Below are 17,966 nucleotides of genomic sequence, written 5' to 3'. Positions count from 1 at the left end.
TCTCGACGAGGCGTCGTAGACCGACGAGGAGCGATGCCGCATTCCGGCTGAGCTGGGCACATCGCACGCCGTCTTCATCCGTACCACCGGAGTCGCGCGTGGCCGTCCGTCGTACTCGCTCCGGTTCTTCACCACCGAAGGCGAACTGCCTGCCTGCGGCCACGGCACCGTCGCGGCCCTGGCGCTGCTCGCCATCCGCAACGGCGGCAGCACCTTCCACGCCGTGCTGTCGACGAAGAGCCGCACCTTCGAAGGCTGGGCCATCCGAACCCGTGACAGTTCCGTCGACACACCGCACCGTACTGACCACCGGCCACCTCAACCAGGCAGCGTGACAGCGACGTTCGACCCAGGCCCGATCACCCTGCGCGCCGCCCACGCATCCGAACTGAAGGCGATCACCACCAGTCTCGGCCTGGACGGCGAAGGGCGTCTCCGAGGTCGCCGCCAGGCAAGCGAAGGCGTCGCCGGCAACGCCTGCGTGGCCTCGAACGGGCGGCCGAGACTTCTCCTACCAGTCCGATCGCGCGCAGCGCTGGCCAACCTCTCCCCAGACTTCGATCTGCTCCGTGCCGCCTGCGACCGCTACGGCTTGCTCGGCTGCTACGCCTACTCCATCCCAGACCGGCACGGCCGCGCAGCCGCCCGGATGTTCGCCCCATCAATCGGCGTCCCCGAAGACATCGCCAACGCCAACAGCACAGCCTGCCTAGCCGCACACCTGACCCAATCCGGCACGACCCACCTGACCCGATCCGACACGACCCACCTGACCCGATCCGACACGACCCGCCCCAAGAGACCCGACACGAACCACCTGACGCGACCCGAGACGACCCACCTCATCGTCGACACGACCCACCTCGCCGCCGACAAGTCCCACGTCGCCGTCGACAAGACCCACCTCATCGTCGACATGGGCGACCACCTCGGTAACCCCTCCACCATCACGGCCACCATCGACGCCACCCACCCGGACCACCCAGTACGCGTAGGCGGCCAAGCAACCATCGCCCGAACAGTCGTGCGTCACCCCTGACGCACGACGCCCTCGGAGACGCCGACCATGGCGATCTTGCGGGTCCTTCGACGCCGACATCCGGCAGCACCCGGCCGGCGACTGCGGCCGCGCGGTACGCCCAACCAGACCGCCCTCTACTGCGATCCCCGCAGGCGTCTCAAGGCGGACTGACACCTCGGCTCCGGGCGCCCATACCGGCGGACGCTCGGCTGTCGCTTGTACTGCGCGAGGTCAGCCGAGTAGATGCTGTACTACGGGAGCGCCGCCCGGGTGACAGAAGTCAGCAGTTGTCAGGTGATTCGACCGTCGGCTGACCGCCACCCGGATCCACCAGAACCGGCACCGCCTCGCCGATCCGCAGTTGCGTCGTCGCCTGCTGGGTCATGTCGATCTGCCCGGTATCACCCAACGTGCTCTCCCAAGTGATGCTCCACTGAGCAGTCGCACTCACCGGGTACTGACAGTTCGGTTGCGAGTGCGAAGTCTTCCGATACCGATACCCACAATCAGGCGAGTCGCTGATCCCTTTCGCCTTGCTGTACGGCGTACCGGCCCCCTCACACCGAACCGTCTTCCCATCCCCCATCTTCCAATCGATAGCCTTCACAACCCCCGTCGCAGTAACCCGAAGCCCAGGCACCTCAGCAAACCGAGTAATCGGCCCGTACGTACTCTCCGACCTCTCCACCCACAACCACACCGGCATATTCACCAACCCAACCTCCCCAACCCCCGGCGCAGACCGCACCTGCGGCGCCTGCAGATTCATCTTCGCGATCGCCTGATAGGCAAGCGTTACGGGATCAGTCACCACCGTTTCTGGAGGTCCAGGCAGCCAGAGCCACCTGGTCACGTAGTGGCGGCCAAGGTTGTAACCCTGTTCGCGCACGCATGCCCAGACGGAACCATCCGTATGGCCTTCCCATCGAGGGTCGCCGGGTGGTGGATCCGGCACCTCACGCTGGAGGTAGCACTGCTGGCTGTTGGACCAATTTCCGAGAACAGAATTCGTACAGGCTTGCGCAGCGCCCTTGAAGTTGCAGGCAGGCTTGGCGGTCTTGCCGCCCGGCTTACCAGGGATGTGCTTCCTCTGTCCTGGGTCATGCACGGCTGACCGCAGTCGCCAGGTGCATTCGCCGCTGAGAGGATCACAGGTCAGGACATAGTCACCCACCGGTTTCGGCGGGTTGCCGTAAGCCTGATTCGGTGACACGAGCGCCACCAGCGCGATGACAGTGCATACGACGGCTCTCTGAAGTGAGGTCGGCCGGTTGGCTAACATGCTCCTGCGACCTTCTCTTCTACGAGGAACCACATCTTCTTGCCGCCGGCATCAGGCGCATAGACGAGCCGCGATTGAAACTTGTGCCGGGGGCCGTCGCTCGAGCCCTCTGGAACGGGCTGACCGTTGGATTGGTAGCGGGTTACCAGGCTGGTGCTGTCGATACAACTGGTGAGCCGCACCTCAGGCTGGGTCGACGTCAGATTTACCGACTTGACCGCTGTCGAGACGATCTTGGCGGCTCCGGTCTGGTACCAGCCGTTCTCTTGTTCAGTGGCGATTTGGTCTGCGATGGCGTTGACCCATTCACCGCCGTTTCCGGCCTTCTCCAGCGCAGCACGGGTGGCTTTACCCGGTTGCGCGAGTGCAGCGCCCGCGGCGGCTCGCGCGACGGCGTAGCGGGCTTTGGCCGCGGTGATAGCGGCTTGTTCTTCTGAGGTGTACGTGGGGGTCGAGGGAGCGGTGGGGGTCGGGGTTGTTGAGGTGGCGGGGGCTGTGTTGGGTTGACCGGCTTCGGGGGAGTTGTTGCAGGCGGCTAGGGGGAGCGCGCAGAGGGCAACGGTTAGGAGAAGCGGTCGGCGGGGCATTGGGGAGGGCTCCGATCGGGTGGGTTGCGGGCGGTACAAGGGTTGCATACGGAGGGTGTTCAGGGGTGGGGTTGTCCACAGGGGTGCAGGAAGTTGCAGCGGGAGGGGTTTGGGAGGATTTGGGTATGTCGCCTATTGGTCGTCGTCGGGGTCGGGTATCGGAAGGTCGGCGCGGGGAGGTTGTTGCTCCGGAGATGCATCCTTCGGGGGCTCGGCCGCCGGTCATTCCCAAGGAACTGGTGCCTAATCACGTGGCGATCGTGATGGATGGCAACGGGCGGTGGGCGAAGGCGCGGAATCTGCCGCGGACCGAGGGGCACAAGGCGGGCGAGGCTTCGCTGCTCGACGTGATCAAGGGCGGGATCGAGATCGGGGTCAAGTACCTGTCGGCGTACGCCTTCTCGACGGAGAACTGGGCGCGGTCGCCTGATGAGGTGCGGTTCTTGATGGGGTTCAACCGGGACGTGATCCATCGGCGGCGCGATGAGCTGGACGCGATGGGCGTGCGGGTCGTGTGGTCGGGGCGGCGGCCGCGGCTGTGGAAGAGCGTGATCGACGAACTCGAGTACGCGCAGGAGCGGACCAAGAACAACGACACGATCACGCTGCAGTTCTGTGTGAACTACGGCGGCCAGGCGGAGATCGCGGACGCGATGCGGTCGATCGCCGCGGAGGTTGCCGCGGGCAAGCTCAACCCGGACCGGATCACCGAGAAGACGATCGCGAAGCACCTGTACCACCCGGAGATCCCCGCGGTCGACCTGTTCGTGCGGTCGTCGGGGGAGCAGCGGACGTCCAACTTCTTGGTGTGGCAGCTCGCGTACGCCGAGATGGTCTTCCTCGACACGCTCTGGCCGGACTTCGATCGTCGCGATCTGTGGCGCGCGATCGAGCTCTACGCCCAGCGCGACCGTCGCTACGGCGGCGCGGTCCCCAACCAGGTCGAGCAGACCTGACCACACCAGCCGGTACTACGTAACGCCGGGTGAGCCCGTCGAGGGTCTAGGCTCGCCAATCGACCGATGGATGTCGTCGCAGAAGGAGCCGAGGACCGTGCAAGAGCAGCCGACGGGTGAGACGCCGGAGCAGGCACTGGCGCGGGAGTTGCAGGGTGCCCAGACGGAGATCCGCGGCGTCGGCTCCGTACTTGACGACGCCCTCGCCGAAGACGACCGCCTGGCCGCCCTCGCCGCCAACCCGCCGAGCAGCGCTGACACCGGGCCGGGCAACGTTGCGGCCGGCAACGGCACGACAGCCGACAACGGTCAGGCGGAAGGTGGTTGGCGATGACGGTGGCGGAGGATCGGCAGCGGGCTGCGAGCCTTACTGATCAGACGGCGTCGGCGTTGGTGGCGGCGCGGTCGGCGATGATGTCGGCGCGGCAGGCGACGGCGGACTTCGATCGATTGCTCGAGGCGAGGCTGGAGGAGGCGGGGACTCTCGGGGTGTCTGCGCAGCGTGCGTACGAGGGCGAGATGCTCGGCCGGCGGGCCGAGACGCCAGGCGCGCGGGACAACGCGACCGACGACATCCGGAGAGCGCTCTACAGCGCCGGTCTGACCAGCGATCAGCTCGACGGGCGCCTTCAGCGCGACATCGGCCGGCTCGACGAGATCGGGGACGACCTCGATCGGAGTTCGCGGGCGCTCACGCATGGCAAGGGTTTTCTCGACGAGCTGGAGCAGTTGCCCGTCGAGCGGGATGAGCACGGCGAGCCGACGCCCCAGGCCGCCGAGCAGCTCAAGCAGACGGCGATCCTGCGGCAGCGCGTCAGCACGATGGAGAACTCGATCGGCACCGCCGGTACCGGAGTCAGCAACGCCAAGACGCAACTGACGGCCGCCCGCGAGACGGCCCATCGCCTGGTCAACTCGCCGCCGAGCGTAGGTACCGACGGCCGGATCTCCAACACGATCGACCAGACCCGCACGGAGCTCGGCAGCAACCTGCGGTCGGCTCGTCAACGACTGGACGGCGCGAACGAGGATCTCACCGCCGCCCGCCCAGCCGCCGAAGACGCAGCCCAACGCAGCGTCGACCTCGCCAACGCCACCCGGGCCGGCCTCAACCCGACCCCACCCTCACACCAAGGTCCCCCCGGAGGCCCCTCCGAGTCAGACCTGAGCCGCCGCCTCAACGGCCCCACCCAAAACCCAACCCTGGAACGCTGAGACAGCATTCAGCGGCGGGGAGACGGGAGTAGGCCTCGTTCGATGGCGACGGTGACGGCTCGGGTGCGGTCGTCTACATCCAGTTTGGTGAAGAGGCGTTGTAGGTGGGTTTTGACCGTCGCCTCGCCGATGAAGAGTTCTCGGCCGATTTCGGCGTTGCTGAGGCCTCGGGCCACGGCGGCCAGGACTTCCAGTTCGCGCGGGGACGGCTGGACGGCGGCGGGGACGGCCGGCGTACGGAGGCGGGACATCAGGCGGGCGGCTACGGGTGGCGCCAGGACTGTTTCGCCGCGGGACGCCGCTCGGATTCCGTCCAGGAGTTCGGCATGCGGGGTGTCCTTCAGGAGGTAACCGGCGGCGCCGGCCTCGACGGCGTGCAGGATGTCGGTGTCTGTGTCGTAGGTCGTCAACACCAGCACCTTGGTCGCGGGATGGCCCGACACGATCGCGCCCGTCGCCGACACCCCGTCGCGGCGCGGCATCCGCAGGTCCATCAGTACGACGTCCGGCCGCGTGGACTCGACCAGCGCGAGCGCCTCCTCGCCATCGCCCGCCTCGCCGACCACCTCGATGTCGTCGGTCACCGCGAGCATCCCGATCAGCCCCGACCGGACCACCGGATGGTCGTCCACCACCAGCACCCGTACCGTCATCAATCCTCCTGACCCGTCGCCGGGATGAGTACCTGCACCCGCGTACCACGCCCCGGCGCGCTGTCGACCGACACCGTGCCGCCGGACTCCTCGACCCGCCCCCGCATCGCCGCCAACCCGTACCCACCCGTGGCCGCCGACGGCGAGAACCCAGCCCCGTCGTCACTGATCTCGATCGCCACCCCATCAGCCGACATCCCAAGCAGGATCCGCACCCGAGTGGCTCCAGCGTGCTTCCGTACGTTCGCCAGCGACTCCTGAGCCGCCCGCAACAAAACCACCTGCTGCCCCTGAGGCAACGCAGCAACCTCGTCGTCAGCCATGTCCAGCGAAACCTGTACGTCGACCCCGGTCTCTGCCGCGAACCGCTCACCCTGCCGCTGCAGTACTTCGGCCAGCGTCGCCCCACTCAACGCGACCGGCGTAAAGGCCGCCACCAAGGCCCGGGCCTCAGCCAGATTCTCGCGAGCCGTGTCCTCGATCGCCGCCAACCGTGCGGCCGCCGGCTCGACCGCACCACGCGAGAGCTCGACAGCAGCCGTTTGCGAAAGCATCACGATGCTCGTCATCCCCTGCGCGAGCGTGTCATGAATCTCGCGAGCCATCCGCTCCCGCTCGGCCATCACACCCGCAGTGTGGTGAGCTTCAGCAAGCTCGTCCCGGGCGGCCTCCAACTGCTCGATCAGCTCGGCCCGCTGCTGGCTCTGGGTGATCACCTTGTCGATCCAGATGCCGAGCAGAAGGCTCACCACCAGGCTGATCACCATCCACGGCAAGATGTCCCAGAAGGCGGTCATGGTCCAGCCGGCCGCCCAGAGCTGAGCCGTGCCGACCGCGAACAGCAGCAGGAAGCTGAGCGGTACAGCGTCGTGCATCCGGTCGCTCAGCAGCCAGATCTGCGGTGAGACGATGAACAGGATGAACACCGACGGCGGGAAGAGCGCCACGGCCCCGCTGACACAGGCGATCATCACAGCGCGGTACAGATGGGCCTGCCACCGGTTGCGCGAGACCATCGCCGGCATCGCGAGCAGCCGGTAGGAGAGGGCCAGTACTGCGACCAGAGCCAGGAAGGCGATCCGCCGCGGACTGGTCAGGTCGGAGGCGAAGAGAGCGGCGATCGCGGTGACGCCGAGCAGCCCGTAGAAGACGATGTGCCAGCCGATCAGGGTGCGCACCCAGATCGGCTGGTCCACCTTGGTCTGCGTGAGCTCCATGCGCACCATCTTCCTCCAGACCCACCGGAGGTCGCTCAGCGCGCCTCCGGTGGCCTGACCGGGGTGCTGGGGCGGGGAAGGCATCGGCGCAGAGTCCAGGGTGCCGAACATCAGCCGGCGTCTCGCCGGGTCCAGCGGAACACCCGCTGGGCGACGATCAGCCCGGCCACCAGCCAGACGGCCAGCACGATCGCGCCGATGCCGAGGTGCCAGGACTGCCCCGGCTCGGTCTGGACGAAGTCGTCGGGCAGGAACACCGACCGCATGCCCGAGGCGAGCCACTTCAGCGGGAAGACCGAGGCGACGCCGCGCATCCAGGCCGGCAGACTGCTGTAGACGAAGTACACCCCGGACATGAACTGCAGCAGCAGGACCACGGGCGTGACGACGGCGGAGGCCGCCTTGCCGGACTTCGGTACGACGCTGAACGCGATCCCCAGTACCGACCCCGACGCGGTACCGAGCACGAAGATCCAGGCGAAGTTGATCCAGTCGGACGGGTCGGTCGGCAGGTCGACGCCGAGCAGCAGCCCGGAGATGGCCAGCAGCAAGGCGATCTGCGCGACCGAGGTGATCAGCACCTGGCCGATCTTGCCGATGAAGTAGGACTGGGGCGGCATCGGCGTACCGCGCAGCCGCTTGAGCAGACCTTCGTCGCGCTCCAGCGCGATGCTGATCGCGAGCGACTGGAAGCTGCTCAAGAAGATGCCGGACGCGATCATCCCGGGCGTGAAGTAGGTGGCGGCGTTGACGCCCTGGCCGAAGTCGGTGTCACCGAAGACGGCCGAGAAGATGGCCAGGAAGATGATCGGGAAGAAGAAGGTGAAGATCAGCGCCTCCCGCTCCCGGAAGAACTCGCGGACCTCGAGCTTGGTCCGGGCGACACCGATCGCCATCGTCGACGGCAACGGCTTGTCGGTGGTGTTGTGCGAGGTGGCGGCCATCAGAGTGCTCCTGCTTCGATCGCTTCGACGTCGGCAGCGGCGGTAGCGGAGGCCTTGCCGATCAGGTCCAGATAGATGTCTTCCAGGCTCGGGCGCCGTACTTCGAGCTCCGGTACTTCGCCCCCGAAGCGGGCCATCAGCGCCGCGACCTCCGCCGTCGGCTGGTCGGTGCGCAACTCGTGCGGGCCGTCCGCGTCGGACCAGGAGACCCTCGCGGTCCGGGCGCCACGGCCGCCGAGCGTTTCCGGCGTACCGACCTCGATCATCCGGCCGTCCGCGATCACGCCGACCCGGTCGGCCAGGTGCTCGGCCTCGTCCAGGTAGTGGGTGGTGAGCAGGATCGTCGTACCGCCCGTGCGGAGGTTCTCGATCAGGGTCCAGAACTGCCGGCGGGCCTCGGGGTCGAACCCGGTGGTCGGCTCGTCCAGGAACAGCAGCTCCGGGTTGCCGATCACGCCGAGCGCCACGTCGAGCCGGCGGCGCTGACCGCCGGACAGCTTGCGCGGGCGGGTCTTGCGCTTGTCCTCGAGCCCGACCGCGGCGATGACCTCGTCGGGGTCGCGCGGGTTGGGGTAGTAGGAGGCGTAGTGCCGGACCAGCTCGGAGACGCTCGACTCGGCCTCGTCGCGCGAGGTCTGCAGCACGATCCCGATCCGGCTCCGCCAGGCGCGGTCGGCGTGGGCGGGATCGGTGCCCAGCACGCTGATCTCGCCCTCGTCCGCCTGGCGGTACCCCTCGAGTACCTCGGTGGTCGTGGTCTTGCCGGCGCCGTTGGGACCGAGCAGCGCGAACACCTCGCCGCGGTGGATGTCGAGGTCGACGCCACCGACGGCGACCTTGTCCGGGTAGCGCTTCACGAGCCCGCGGACCCGTACTGCGAAGTCTGTCTCTGTCATGGCTCAAGCCTCGCGTCCGGAGGGGGTCCCGCAGGAGCATCGGACGACGGACCGGCTGTCCACCGACCGGTGGACAGACACCCGTAGTACGGGATGCCTACGGGACTTTTTCGGGTTAGCGTCTGGGCATGAGTCAGACCGTGCGTGGAGTCGTCGCCCTGAGCAAGGGCGCACCAGTGACCATCGAAGAGATCACCATTCCCGACCCCGGCCCGGGCGAGGCCGTCGTGAAGGTCCAGGCGTGCGGCGTCTGCCATACCGACCTGCACTACCGCGAGGGCGGCATCAACGATTCTTTTCCTTTCCTCTTGGGCCATGAGGCCGCGGGAATCGTCGAGTCGGTCGGCGAGGGGGTGACGGACGTGGAGCCTGGTGACTTCGTCGTCCTGAACTGGCGCGCCGTCTGCGGCAACTGTCGCGCCTGCCTGCGCGGGCGCCCGTGGTACTGCTTCAACACGCACAACGCGAAGCAGAAGATGACCCTGGCCGACGGGACCGAGCTGTCGCCTGCGCTGGGCATCGGCGCGTTCGCCGAGAAGACGCTGGTCGCGGCGGGGCAGTGCACGAAGGTCGACCCGGCGGCGAAGCCCGAGGTGGCCGGGTTGCTCGGTTGTGGCGTGATGGCCGGCCTTGGCGCCGCGGTGAACACCGGCAACGTGGGTCGTGGCGACACGGTTGCGGTGATCGGGTGCGGCGGCGTCGGTACTGCGGCAGTCGTCGGCGCGCGTCTGGCCGGGGCTGCCCGGGTGATCGCGGTCGACATCGACCAGCGGAAGCTCGATGTCGCGATGGAGCTTGGCGCGACGCACACGGTCAACTCGAAGGGGCTGGATCACGACGGGGTCGTCGAGGCGGTGCAGTCGTTGACCGGTGGGTTCGGCGCGGATGTGGTGATCGACGCGGTCGGTCGGCCGGAGACGTGGAAGCAGGCTTTCTACGCGCGCGATCTCGCCGGGACCGTGGTGCTGGTCGGCGTACCGACGCCTGAGATGACGCTCGACATGCCGTTGCTGGACTTCTTCGGGCGGGGTGGGTCGCTCAAGTCGAGCTGGTACGGCGACTGCCTGCCGTCGCGCGACTTCCCGTTGCTGATCGACCTGCACCTGCAGGGGCGGTTGCCGCTGGACCGGTTCGTGTCCGAGACGATCGCGCTGGACGAGGTCGAGGCGGCGTTCGAGAAGATGCACCACGGCGACGTCCTGCGATCGGTGGTGCTGTTCTGATGCCGGCCCGGATCGAACGCGTCATCACGTCCGGCACGTTCAGCCTCGACGGCGGCACCTGGGACGTCGACAACAACGTCTGGCTGGTGGGCGACGACGAGGAAGTACTCGTCATCGACGCCGCCCACTCGGCCGCCGCGATCGTCGAGGCGGTCGGCGACCGCCGCGTGGTCGCCCTGGTCTGCACCCACGGCCACAACGACCACATCAACGCTGCTGTGGACTTCCGCGACGCGGTCAAGGCGCCCATCTGGCTCAACCCCGCCGACCGCATGCTCTGGGACACCGTCTACGACGTCGCACCCGACCACGACCTGGCCGACGGCACCACCTTCGAAGTAGCCGGTACGACGCTCCGCGCGATCCACACCCCAGGCCACAGCCCCGGAAGCACCAGCCTGTACGCCGAAGCCCTCAACGCCGTCTTCACCGGCGACACCCTCTTCCACGGCGGCCCCGGCGCCACCGGCCGCTCCTACTCCGACAAACCCACGATCCTGGCTTCCATCCGCACCAACCTCCTCACCCTCCCGCCCGACACCACCGTCCACACCGGCCACGGCGACACCACCACGATCATCGCCGAAACCGACAACATCAGCTGACCCGCCCGCCCGCCCCGCCCGCTCGCCGTCCCGCCCGCCCGCCCGCGGGCTCGGCCGCTCGCCCGGCCGAGCCCGGCGGCCGAGCCCGGCGGCGAACCCTCCGACCCCCACGCCATCAATCGGCCGCTCACGCCTCGGGCCCCCGCAGGAGTAGGCCTCCGACCCGGGAGGTCTGCGCCCATTGATGGGCTGGCGGTCGGCCCGCTCACCCCGACCGAGCCCGGCGGCCCGGGCTCGCTGGCCCAGCCTGGCTGCCCAGCCTGGCGGCCCAGCCCGGCGGTCCAGTCCGGCGGTCCAGGCCGGCGACCGCCACGCCATCAATCGGTCGCTCAGGGCCCCGGAGTCCCGCAGGAGTAGGCCTCCGACCCGGGAGGTCTGCGCCCATTGATGGGCTGGCGGTCCGCTCACCCCGGCCGGGCTCGCCGGCCGAGCCCGGCGGCCGAGCCCGGCGGCCGAGCCCGGCGGCCGAGCCCGGCGGTCCAGTCCGGCGGTCCAGTCCGGCGGTCCGGGCGGCGACCGCCACGCCATCAATCGGTCGCTCAGGGCCCCTCACGGTCGCTCACGCCCCGGGGCCCCGCGGGAGTAGGCCTCCGACCCGGGAGGTCTGCGCCCATTGATGGGCTGGCGGTCGGCCCGCTCACCCGGCCGGGCTCGCCGGCCCAGCCCGCCGGCCCAGCCTGGCGGTCCAGCCCGGCGGTCCAGGCCGGCGACCGCCACGCCATCAATCGGTCGCTCAGGGCCCTGGGGGCCCGGGGGAGTAGGCCTCCGACCCGGGAGGTCTGCGCCCATTGATGGGCTGGCGGTCGGCCCGCTCACCCCGACCGAGCCCGGCGGCCCGGGCTCGCTGGCCCAGCCAGGCGGTCGAGCCCGGTGCCGAGCCCGGCGACCGCCACGCCATCAATCGGTCGCTCAGGGCCCCGGGGCCCCGCGGGAGTAGGCCGCCGATCCGGGAGGTCTGCGCCCATTGATGGGCTGGGGGTCGGGCCGCTCGCCTGGGCGCGGCTACCGGCTCGCCTTGGCGACCGGGCACCCTCCGCCCCGGCCCACCCCCGGCCCAGCCCGGTCCCGCCCCCGGCCCCGCCCGCGGGGAGGGGCGGGGGCGGGGTCAGCTTCGGGTCGCGGTGTTTCCTGCTACCCAGTCCATGTCCGGGTAGCGGGTGCCGACTGGAGTGAGCTTCGCGAGTGACGCGACGTCCTTGGGGGTGAGGTCGACTGCGAGGGCGCCGGCGTTCTCCTCCAGGTACGTGCGGCGTTTGGTGCCGGGGATCGGGGCGATGTCGTTGCCTTGGGCAAGGAGCCAGGCGAGGGCCACCTGGCCGGGGGTTGCGTCGTGGTGGGCGGCGATCGCGCGGATGTGTTCGACCAGGGCGAGGTTGGCGTCGAGGTTTTCGGCGTCGAAGCGGGGGAGGGTCTTGCGGAAGTCGTTGTCCGCGAGGTCTTGCTGGCCGGCGATCTTGCCCGTGAGCATGCCGCGGCCGAGTGGGCTGTACGCGACGATGCCGATCCCGAGTTCGCGACAGACCGGCAGCACCTCGGCCTCGATGTCGCGGCTGAACAGCGACCACTCCGACTGCACCGCGGCGATCGGGTGCACCGCATGTGCCCGCCGGATGGTGTCGGCCGACGCCTCGGACAGCCCGATGTGCTTGATCTTGCCCGCCTGCACCAGCTCCGCCAGCGCACCGACCGTCTCCTCGATCGGTACCGACGGATCGGCGCGGTGCTGGTAGTACAGGTCGAGATGGTCCACGCCGAGCCGCCCCAGCGAGGCGTCGAGCGCTGACCTGACGTACGCGGGTGAGCTGTCCAGCCGGATCACCTTGTACGTCGCCGGGTCCATCACGATGCCGAACTTGCTGGCGAGCACCACCTCGTCCCGCCGGCCGGCGATCGCCTTGCCGACGAGCTGTTCGTTCTCGCCGGCGGCGTAGATGTCCGCTGTGTCGAGGAACGTGATGCCCAGGTCGAGGGCGCGCTGGACGGTGGCGATCGACTCGGTGTCGTCGCCGGGTCCGTAGCCGAAGCTCATCCCCATGCAGCCGAGTCCGAGCCGGCTGACGTCAGGTCCGTTGGTACCGAGAATCATGGTGTTCTCCTGTGAGAAGGCATGGCTCCGCCACCCGACGGCTGCCTCAGCGCGTCGGTCAAGGGCAGAGCGGGGTTAGGGAGTGCAGTCGCCGCCGTACGTGGCGATCTTGTAGTCGGTGACCGCGAGGGCCGCCTGCAGTTCGCGCAGCCGGCGCTGGATCGTGGCCCGGTGCTCCTGCATCAGCGCGAGCCGTTGCGGGGCGGTCGAGTCGCCCTGGAGCACCAGGTCCATGTAGTGGCTGATCGTGCTGATCGGCATGTCCGACAGCCGGAGCCGGGTGATGAACACGACCCGGGCGAGCGCCTGCCGGTCGTACTGCCGATAGCCCGCCTCGTCTCGCCCCGCGACGATCAGGCCGACGCGTTCGTAGTACCTGAGGGTGTGAGCGGTGAGCCCGGTCGCGGCGGCGGCCTCGGCGATCGTCAGGACGTCCGGCAGCCCGGCCGGGAGCTCGAGCAACTGCAGCAGCTCGTGATCCATCGGCGACGGCTCCGGCGCGTCGTAGTGCTCGGCGAGCGCATGCAGACGATCGGAGGAGCTGAGGACACCCGTTGTGTTCATGATTACGAACCTACGGGTTAGAGCGCGCTCTAACGCAAGCCTGGGTTCAGGACGGCTGTTGGCAGTCCGAGCAGGTGCCGAAGATTTCGAGGGTGTGGCTGACGTCGGCGTAGCCGTGTTCGGCGGCGACCTTGTCGGCCCAGCGCTCCACGGCCGGGCCTTCGACCTCGACGGTGCGGCCGCAGTTGCGGCAGACCAGGTGGTGGTGATGACCCTTGGAACAGCGCCGGTACGCCGTTTCGCCGTCGGCGGTCCGCAGTACGTCGACCTCACGCGAGTCGGCGAGGGCCTGGAGGGTCCGGTAGACAGTGGTCAGGCCGACGGCCTCACCCGCGCCCCGGAGCTCCTGGTGGATCTCCTGGGCCGTCCGGAAGTCGTCGAGATTGTCGAGCGCGGAAGCGACCGCCGCGCGCTGACGGGTCGAGCGTGTTCCGATGGCCACCGTTCCTCCTGTCATCTCGTCACCGTGGTTTTCGCCGGTAACCCGCCAATTCTCTCAGAAGTCAGCAACTTAGTGCTCATCCCAGTGGTCGCCGTGTGCTGCATGGAGGTGGCCGTCGTGCACGTAGTCGACGTGGTCGCCGTGCTCGATCTTGGGGTGGCCGCATTTCGGGTCGTGGGCGTGCTGGTGGGCGGTGCTCACGACGTGCGGCTCCGGGGCGGGTAGGCCGCCCTCGGGCTCTTCGTCCGCGAGGGGAGCGAGGACGCCGCGGCGACGGCGTACCAAGGTGCCGGCGATCGCGGCGACGACGAAGCCGCCCAGGGCCAGTACGACGATCGTGGCGCCGGGAGCGACATTGGCGTTGTACGACGTGATGATGCCGGCCAGACAGGCGGCGACGCCGATCGCACAGGCGGTGATGAACGTACTGCGGAAGGACCGCGTGAACTGCTGTGCGGTAGCAACCGGCACGACCATCAGCGCACTGACCAGCAACAGCCCCACAGTCCGCATGGCGACGGTCACAGTCACCGCAGCCATCACGGCGATCAGGAGGTTGAGCAACTGGACCCGGAGACCGGTGACGCGAGCAAACTCCTCGTCCTGGCACACGGCGAACAGTTGCGGGCCAAGGCCGATCGCGATGATCAGTACCGTCACGGCCAGCCCGACTACGACGTACAGGTCGGAGGGGGAGACGGTGGTGAGCGAGCCGAACAAGTAGGTGTTCAGAGTCGCAGCGCCCTGCCCTGCCAGGCCTATGAGCAGCACACCACCCGCTATGCCGCCGTAGAACAGCAGTGCGAGCGCCACGTCCCCACTGGCCTTGCCGCGCGCCCGGACAAGCTCAATCGCAGTAGCACCGGCTATAGCGACCAGTACTGCGGTAAGCACCGGCGCAGTCCCGGTCAAGAGCCCCAGCGCCACACCGGTGATCGCGATGTGCCCGATCCCGTCGCCCATCAACGACAGCCGCCGCTGGACCAGATAGGTGCCGATCGCCGGCGCCGACAACCCGGTGAGCAGCCCGGCGATCAGCGCCCGCTGCATGAACTCGAGCTCGAACAACGTCATGACAGCCACCCCGGCTCGTCGTCGATGGACCCGTGCGGGTGGACATGAGCGTGCGTCTGCGAGGCGTGCGGGGGACCGTCGTACACGATCCGGCCGCGGCGCAGGACGATGGAACGATCGATCAGCGCGTCCATCGGGCCGAGGTCGTGGCTGACCATCACCACCGTCGTACCGCGGGCGACCCGCTCCCGGATCGCGTCGGCGAAGATGGCTTGGCTGGCCAGGTCGACGCCGGCGGTCGGCTCGTCGAGGATCAGCAGGTCGGGATCCGACACCAGCGCGCGGGCGATCAGCACCCGCTGCTGCTGGCCGCCGGACAGCTCGGCGACGCCGTCCTTGCGTCGATCGGCCATGTCCACGATCTCCAGCGCTTCGTCGATGGCGGCCCGGTCAGCCGCCTTCAACGGGCGGAACAGCCGCCGCTTGGAGAGCAGCCCGGACGACACCACCTCGGCGACAGTGGCCGGTACGCCGCCCGCCGCGGTGATCCGTTGCGGGACGTAGCCGATGCGATTCCAGTGGCGGAAGCGCGGTACCGGCGTACCGAAGAGCCGGACCTCGCCGCGCGCCGCGGGCAGCAGGCCGACGACCGTCTTGATCAGCGTGGACTTGCCGGAGCCGTTGGTGCCGAGCACCGCGACGACCTCGCCGGCCCGGATCCGCAGGTCGATACCGCGCAGGACGAGACGACCGCCCAGGTCGACCGAGAGATCGGCGACCTGGACGGCATCAGAGGTTGATGGAGGTGTCACGCGCAGCTGTTCGCCTTCCGGAGCTCCTGCAGATTCTCGCGCATCAGCGAGAGGTAGGTCTCCTGGGAGTTCGCGTCCGACAGGCCCTCGATCGGGCTCAGGACCGCGGTCTTGACGTGGACGTCGCGGGCGATCGACTCGGCCACCTTCGGGCTGACGAGCTCCTCGTAGAAGATCGTGGTGACCTGCTGCTTCTGCACGATCTCCTGGACCTCCTTGATCCGCGTCGGGGTCGGCTCGGCGTCGGGGGTGAATCCGGCGATGCCGACCATCGTCAGACCGTACCGCTTCGCCAGGTAGGCGAACGCCTCATGGCTCGTCACGAAAGTTTTCAGTTTGCAGTCGGCCAGGCCGGCCTTGTACTCCGTGTCGAGCTTGCCGACCTCGCCGAGCAGGGTCGCGGCGCGCTGCTTGTAGCCGTCCGCGTGGTCGGGGTCGGTCGCGACCAGCTTGTCCGTCACGGCCTGTACGACGGCCTCGTACCGGACCGGATCGAGCCAGAAGTGCGGGTCGAGACCCTCCGACATGTACGCGGCGGGCTTCACGGTGCTGCTCGGGGTACCGGCCGCCTCGCCCTCGGGGTGCTCCTCGAAGTCGGCGCCGGTGGCCTCGAGCTTGGCGGCGGGCGCGACGTCGAAGCCGGCGCTCTTCGCGTTCTGCGAGACCGCCTCGTCGACGGCCGGTTGCAGCCCGCCCTCGTAGACGACCAGCTTGGCGCCGGCGATCGTGCCGACCTGCTTCGGGGTCAGCTCGAGGTCGTGCGGCTCGACGCCGGGCGCGGTCAGGGTGGTCACGTTCACCGCGTCGCCCCCCACCGAGCGGGCGATGAACTCCAGCGGGTAGAACGAAGCGACCACGTCGAGCTTGCCGTCGGATCCGCCCGCGGCGTCGTCGCCGCAGCCTGCCAGAGTTACCACTGCCAGGGCGGCGAGCCCGGCGACGACAGCACGCGTACTAGATCTCATGACAATCATTTTCATTTAAGTGGGGATGGTTGTCAAAACAGGGAGTTGACGAATGGCCAAGCGGACCGTAGGACGGCGGCGCGCCGACACCAAGCCGAACCGCGGGCGCCGGCTCGAAATTCCGCGCGGTCACGGGCACGGGCACGGTCATGGGCACGGCTCCGAGGTGATCGACACGTCGGTCGTCGACTCGGATGCGGTGGTGGCCCGACGTGTCCGGATAGTGGTCGCGGGGGTGCTGATCCCGCTGATCGCGGCCGCCGTGATCGCCATGATCGTGCTCTGGCCGGGCGGTGATCTGAAGATCGCGGCGGCTGAGCAGACCGGGGCGAGCGGCACGGTCACGGCGCTCAAGGCCTGTCCCGAGACTCCCGCCGACTGTGACGAGGCGACGGTCAAGCTGCGGTCCGCGCCGGGCGCGGACAAGGGGCTGGAGGTGCCGGTCGAGGTCCCCAAGGGCAAGAACGCTGCCGTCGAGATCAAGGTCGGCGACCGGATCATCCTCGGGGTCCAGAAGGGCGCGGCGATCGCCGATCGGTACCAGTACGTCGACCACGACCGGTCGGTCCCGTTGATCTGGCTGGCGGTCATCTTCGCGATCGCGGTGATCGCGCTGTCGCGCTGGCGGGGAGTCGCGGCGCTGGGGGCGCTGGGCATCACGGCGCTGACGCTGACGCAGTTCATCCTGCCGGCCATCCTGAAGGGCTCGAATCCACTGCTGGTGGCGGTGGTCGGCGGCTCGGTGATCATGGTGATCGCGCTGTATCTGACGCACGGGATCAACGCCCAGTCGTCGGTGGCGCTGGCGGGGACGATCGCGTCGCTGGGGCTGACCGCCTTGCTCGGCTGGGGTTTCGTCAAGGTGAGCGCGTTCTCCGGGCTGGCCAGTGAAGGAGCGTCGGCGGTCAAGGCGTACGTACCGGGGCTCGATCTCACCGGTCTGCTGGTCGCGGGGATCGTGATCGGCTCCCTCGGGGTGCTCGATGACGTGACGGTCACCCAGGCGAGTGCTGTCTGGGAATTGTCGGCGGCCAACCCGGCGGCCGGCCGGGCCTCGCTGATCGGGGCGGGGCTGCGGATCGGCCGGGCACACGTCGCCTCGGTGGTGAACACGCTGGTGCTCGCGTACGCCGGCGCCGCGCTGCCTATCCTGATGGTGTTCGCGATCGGCGGGGTATCCACGGGGTACCTCCTCAGCACCGAGATCGTCGCCGTGGAAGTCGTCCGAGGTCTGGTCGGCAGCCTCGGAATCATCGCTGCCGTCCCGTTGACGACGGCACTGGCCGCAATGGCTGTCGCCGATCGGTCGCGCGACCTCGTCGGCGTGCCCGAGTCCGTTGCCGGGGCAGGAGAATCTGCGGTATCCGGGTAATTCCGGGAATTAGGCGGTTGACCCAACAAAGTCCCCGGCAGGCTCTTCCCAAGCGGTCCTGAGGCGATCTAGAGTTCCGATCTGTCACGGACCGGCCGACCCAGTTCACTGT

The 17,966-nt window shown here is 68.7% G+C and carries 19 protein-coding genes; 7 read left to right on the top strand and 12 right to left on the bottom strand.

Annotated features, from left to right (window positions below; translation table 11 throughout):
• Positions 1-40: 40 nt before the first annotated feature.
• Positions 41-1,039: a PhzF family phenazine biosynthesis protein gene (locus ABD768_RS14490; protein WP_344841408.1), complete on the top strand. Its 999-nt coding sequence runs from the start codon at positions 41-43 to the stop codon at positions 1,037-1,039.
• A 262-nt stretch (positions 1,040-1,301) separates the two neighbouring features.
• On the opposite strand, the gene ABD768_RS14485 is transcribed toward ABD768_RS14490, so the two are convergent.
• Entirely contained in the window at positions 1,302-1,472 is a 171-nt protein-coding gene (locus tag ABD768_RS14485; RefSeq protein ID WP_343976896.1) for a hypothetical protein, read from the bottom strand.
• 824 nt (positions 1,473-2,296) lie between these two features.
• Positions 2,297-2,890 (bottom strand): hypothetical protein, encoded by a 594-nt coding sequence (locus tag ABD768_RS14480; RefSeq protein ID WP_344840944.1) that lies wholly within the window; start codon positions 2,888-2,890, stop codon positions 2,297-2,299.
• 194 nt (positions 2,891-3,084) lie between these two features.
• Here ABD768_RS14480 and ABD768_RS14475 point away from each other — a divergent pair, with 194 nt between their 5' ends.
• From ABD768_RS14475 to ABD768_RS14465, 3 genes are all read left to right on the top strand, one after another.
• Positions 3,085-3,846 (top strand): isoprenyl transferase, encoded by a 762-nt coding sequence (locus tag ABD768_RS14475; protein WP_344840943.1) that lies wholly within the window; start codon positions 3,085-3,087, stop codon positions 3,844-3,846.
• A gap of 97 nt (positions 3,847-3,943) precedes the next feature.
• On the top strand, positions 3,944-4,180 hold the full coding sequence (locus ABD768_RS14470; protein WP_344840941.1) for a hypothetical protein: 237 nt from the start codon (positions 3,944-3,946) through the stop codon (positions 4,178-4,180).
• Positions 4,177-5,061 carry a hypothetical protein gene (locus ABD768_RS14465; RefSeq protein WP_344840940.1) on the top strand — a complete coding sequence of 295 codons (885 nt, stop codon included), beginning with the start codon at positions 4,177-4,179 and terminating at the stop codon, positions 5,059-5,061. Before ABD768_RS14470 ends, ABD768_RS14465 begins: the two co-directional genes overlap by 4 nt.
• Before the next feature lie 8 nt (positions 5,062-5,069).
• Here ABD768_RS14465 and ABD768_RS14460 read toward each other — a convergent pair whose 3' ends face one another.
• The 4 genes from ABD768_RS14460 to ABD768_RS14445 form a co-directional block, all read right to left on the bottom strand.
• Positions 5,070-5,714 carry a response regulator gene (locus ABD768_RS14460; RefSeq protein ID WP_344840939.1) on the bottom strand — a complete coding sequence of 215 codons (645 nt, stop codon included), beginning with the start codon at positions 5,712-5,714 and terminating at the stop codon, positions 5,070-5,072.
• Positions 5,714-6,931, bottom strand: a complete 1,218-nt coding sequence (locus tag ABD768_RS14455; protein WP_343976911.1) for a histidine kinase — start codon at positions 6,929-6,931, stop codon at positions 5,714-5,716. The genes ABD768_RS14460 and ABD768_RS14455 overlap by 1 nt, the downstream gene beginning before the upstream one ends.
• A 110-nt stretch (positions 6,932-7,041) precedes the next feature.
• Positions 7,042-7,875 (bottom strand): ABC transporter permease, encoded by an 834-nt coding sequence (locus tag ABD768_RS14450; RefSeq protein WP_343976914.1) that lies wholly within the window; start codon positions 7,873-7,875, stop codon positions 7,042-7,044.
• On the bottom strand, positions 7,875-8,771 hold the full coding sequence (locus tag ABD768_RS14445) for an ABC transporter ATP-binding protein (protein WP_344840937.1): 897 nt from the start codon (positions 8,769-8,771) through the stop codon (positions 7,875-7,877). Before ABD768_RS14445 ends, ABD768_RS14450 begins: the two co-directional genes overlap by 1 nt.
• 128 nt (positions 8,772-8,899) lie before the next feature.
• Between ABD768_RS14445 and ABD768_RS14440 the strand changes: the two genes are divergently transcribed.
• Together ABD768_RS14440 and ABD768_RS14435 are read left to right on the top strand one after the other, a co-directional pair.
• Positions 8,900-9,994, top strand: a complete 1,095-nt coding sequence (locus ABD768_RS14440; protein ID WP_344840936.1) for an S-(hydroxymethyl)mycothiol dehydrogenase — start codon at positions 8,900-8,902, stop codon at positions 9,992-9,994.
• Positions 9,994-10,599 (top strand): MBL fold metallo-hydrolase, encoded by a 606-nt coding sequence (locus ABD768_RS14435; protein WP_343976923.1) that lies wholly within the window; start codon positions 9,994-9,996, stop codon positions 10,597-10,599. Before ABD768_RS14440 ends, ABD768_RS14435 begins: the two co-directional genes overlap by 1 nt.
• Positions 10,600-11,704: 1,105 nt before the next feature.
• Here ABD768_RS14435 and ABD768_RS14430 read toward each other — a convergent pair.
• From ABD768_RS14430 to ABD768_RS14405, 6 genes are all read right to left on the bottom strand, one after another.
• Positions 11,705-12,685: an aldo/keto reductase gene (locus ABD768_RS14430; RefSeq protein WP_344840934.1), complete on the bottom strand. Its 981-nt coding sequence runs from the start codon at positions 12,683-12,685 to the stop codon at positions 11,705-11,707.
• Between the two features lie 75 nt (positions 12,686-12,760).
• On the bottom strand, positions 12,761-13,249 hold the full coding sequence (locus ABD768_RS14425) for a MerR family transcriptional regulator (RefSeq protein ID WP_344840932.1): 489 nt from the start codon (positions 13,247-13,249) through the stop codon (positions 12,761-12,763).
• A 46-nt stretch (positions 13,250-13,295) separates the two neighbouring features.
• Positions 13,296-13,691: a Fur family transcriptional regulator gene (locus ABD768_RS14420; protein ID WP_343976932.1), complete on the bottom strand. Its 396-nt coding sequence runs from the start codon at positions 13,689-13,691 to the stop codon at positions 13,296-13,298.
• Positions 13,692-13,760: 69 nt separating this feature from the next.
• Positions 13,761-14,765 (bottom strand): metal ABC transporter permease, encoded by a 1,005-nt coding sequence (locus tag ABD768_RS14415; RefSeq protein WP_344840930.1) that lies wholly within the window; start codon positions 14,763-14,765, stop codon positions 13,761-13,763.
• Positions 14,762-15,517, bottom strand: a complete 756-nt coding sequence (locus ABD768_RS14410) for a metal ABC transporter ATP-binding protein (RefSeq protein ID WP_343976938.1) — start codon at positions 15,515-15,517, stop codon at positions 14,762-14,764. The genes ABD768_RS14415 and ABD768_RS14410 overlap by 4 nt, the downstream gene beginning before the upstream one ends.
• Positions 15,514-16,482: a metal ABC transporter substrate-binding protein gene (locus ABD768_RS14405; protein WP_344840928.1), complete on the bottom strand. Its 969-nt coding sequence runs from the start codon at positions 16,480-16,482 to the stop codon at positions 15,514-15,516. The genes ABD768_RS14410 and ABD768_RS14405 overlap by 4 nt, the downstream gene beginning before the upstream one ends.
• A 52-nt stretch (positions 16,483-16,534) precedes the next feature.
• Between ABD768_RS14405 and ABD768_RS14400 the strand changes: the two genes are divergently transcribed.
• Entirely contained in the window at positions 16,535-17,854 is a 1,320-nt protein-coding gene (locus tag ABD768_RS14400) for a YibE/F family protein (RefSeq protein WP_343976943.1), read from the top strand.
• Positions 17,855-17,966: the final 112 nt, after the last annotated feature.

Origin of the sequence: Kribbella ginsengisoli, from assembly GCF_039537185.1 — a bacterium.
GTDB lineage: Bacteria > Actinomycetota > Actinomycetes > Propionibacteriales > Kribbellaceae > Kribbella > Kribbella koreensis.
This window is presented reverse-complemented; position numbering and strand designations above follow the sequence as displayed.

What these genes read in the sequence shown, in the direction of transcription:
- ABD768_RS14450 (WP_343976914.1), bottom strand. Translation starts at nt 7,875, where the DNA reads ATGGCCGCCACCTCGCACAACACCACCGACAAGCCGTTGCCGTCGACG.
- ABD768_RS14400 (WP_343976943.1), top strand. Translation starts at nt 16,535, where the DNA reads ATGGCCAAGCGGACCGTAGGACGGCGGCGCGCCGACACCAAGCCGAAC.
- ABD768_RS14445 (WP_344840937.1), bottom strand. Translation starts at nt 8,771, where the DNA reads ATGACAGAGACAGACTTCGCAGTACGGGTCCGCGGGCTCGTGAAGCGC.
- ABD768_RS14425 (WP_344840932.1), bottom strand. Translation starts at nt 13,249, where the DNA reads ATGAACACAACGGGTGTCCTCAGCTCCTCCGATCGTCTGCATGCGCTC.
- ABD768_RS14480 (WP_344840944.1), bottom strand. Translation starts at nt 2,890, where the DNA reads ATGCCCCGCCGACCGCTTCTCCTAACCGTTGCCCTCTGCGCGCTCCCC.
- ABD768_RS14435 (WP_343976923.1), top strand. Translation starts at nt 9,994, where the DNA reads ATGCCGGCCCGGATCGAACGCGTCATCACGTCCGGCACGTTCAGCCTC.
- ABD768_RS14465 (WP_344840940.1), top strand. Translation starts at nt 4,177, where the DNA reads ATGACGGTGGCGGAGGATCGGCAGCGGGCTGCGAGCCTTACTGATCAG.
- ABD768_RS14460 (WP_344840939.1), bottom strand. Translation starts at nt 5,714, where the DNA reads ATGACGGTACGGGTGCTGGTGGTGGACGACCATCCGGTGGTCCGGTCG.
- ABD768_RS14475 (WP_344840943.1), top strand. Translation starts at nt 3,085, where the DNA reads ATGCATCCTTCGGGGGCTCGGCCGCCGGTCATTCCCAAGGAACTGGTG.
- ABD768_RS14455 (WP_343976911.1), bottom strand. Translation starts at nt 6,931, where the DNA reads ATGGAGCTCACGCAGACCAAGGTGGACCAGCCGATCTGGGTGCGCACC.
- ABD768_RS14430 (WP_344840934.1), bottom strand. Translation starts at nt 12,685, where the DNA reads ATGATTCTCGGTACCAACGGACCTGACGTCAGCCGGCTCGGACTCGGC.
- ABD768_RS14415 (WP_344840930.1), bottom strand. Translation starts at nt 14,765, where the DNA reads ATGACGTTGTTCGAGCTCGAGTTCATGCAGCGGGCGCTGATCGCCGGG.
- ABD768_RS14405 (WP_344840928.1), bottom strand. Translation starts at nt 16,482, where the DNA reads ATGAGATCTAGTACGCGTGCTGTCGTCGCCGGGCTCGCCGCCCTGGCA.
- ABD768_RS14440 (WP_344840936.1), top strand. Translation starts at nt 8,900, where the DNA reads ATGAGTCAGACCGTGCGTGGAGTCGTCGCCCTGAGCAAGGGCGCACCA.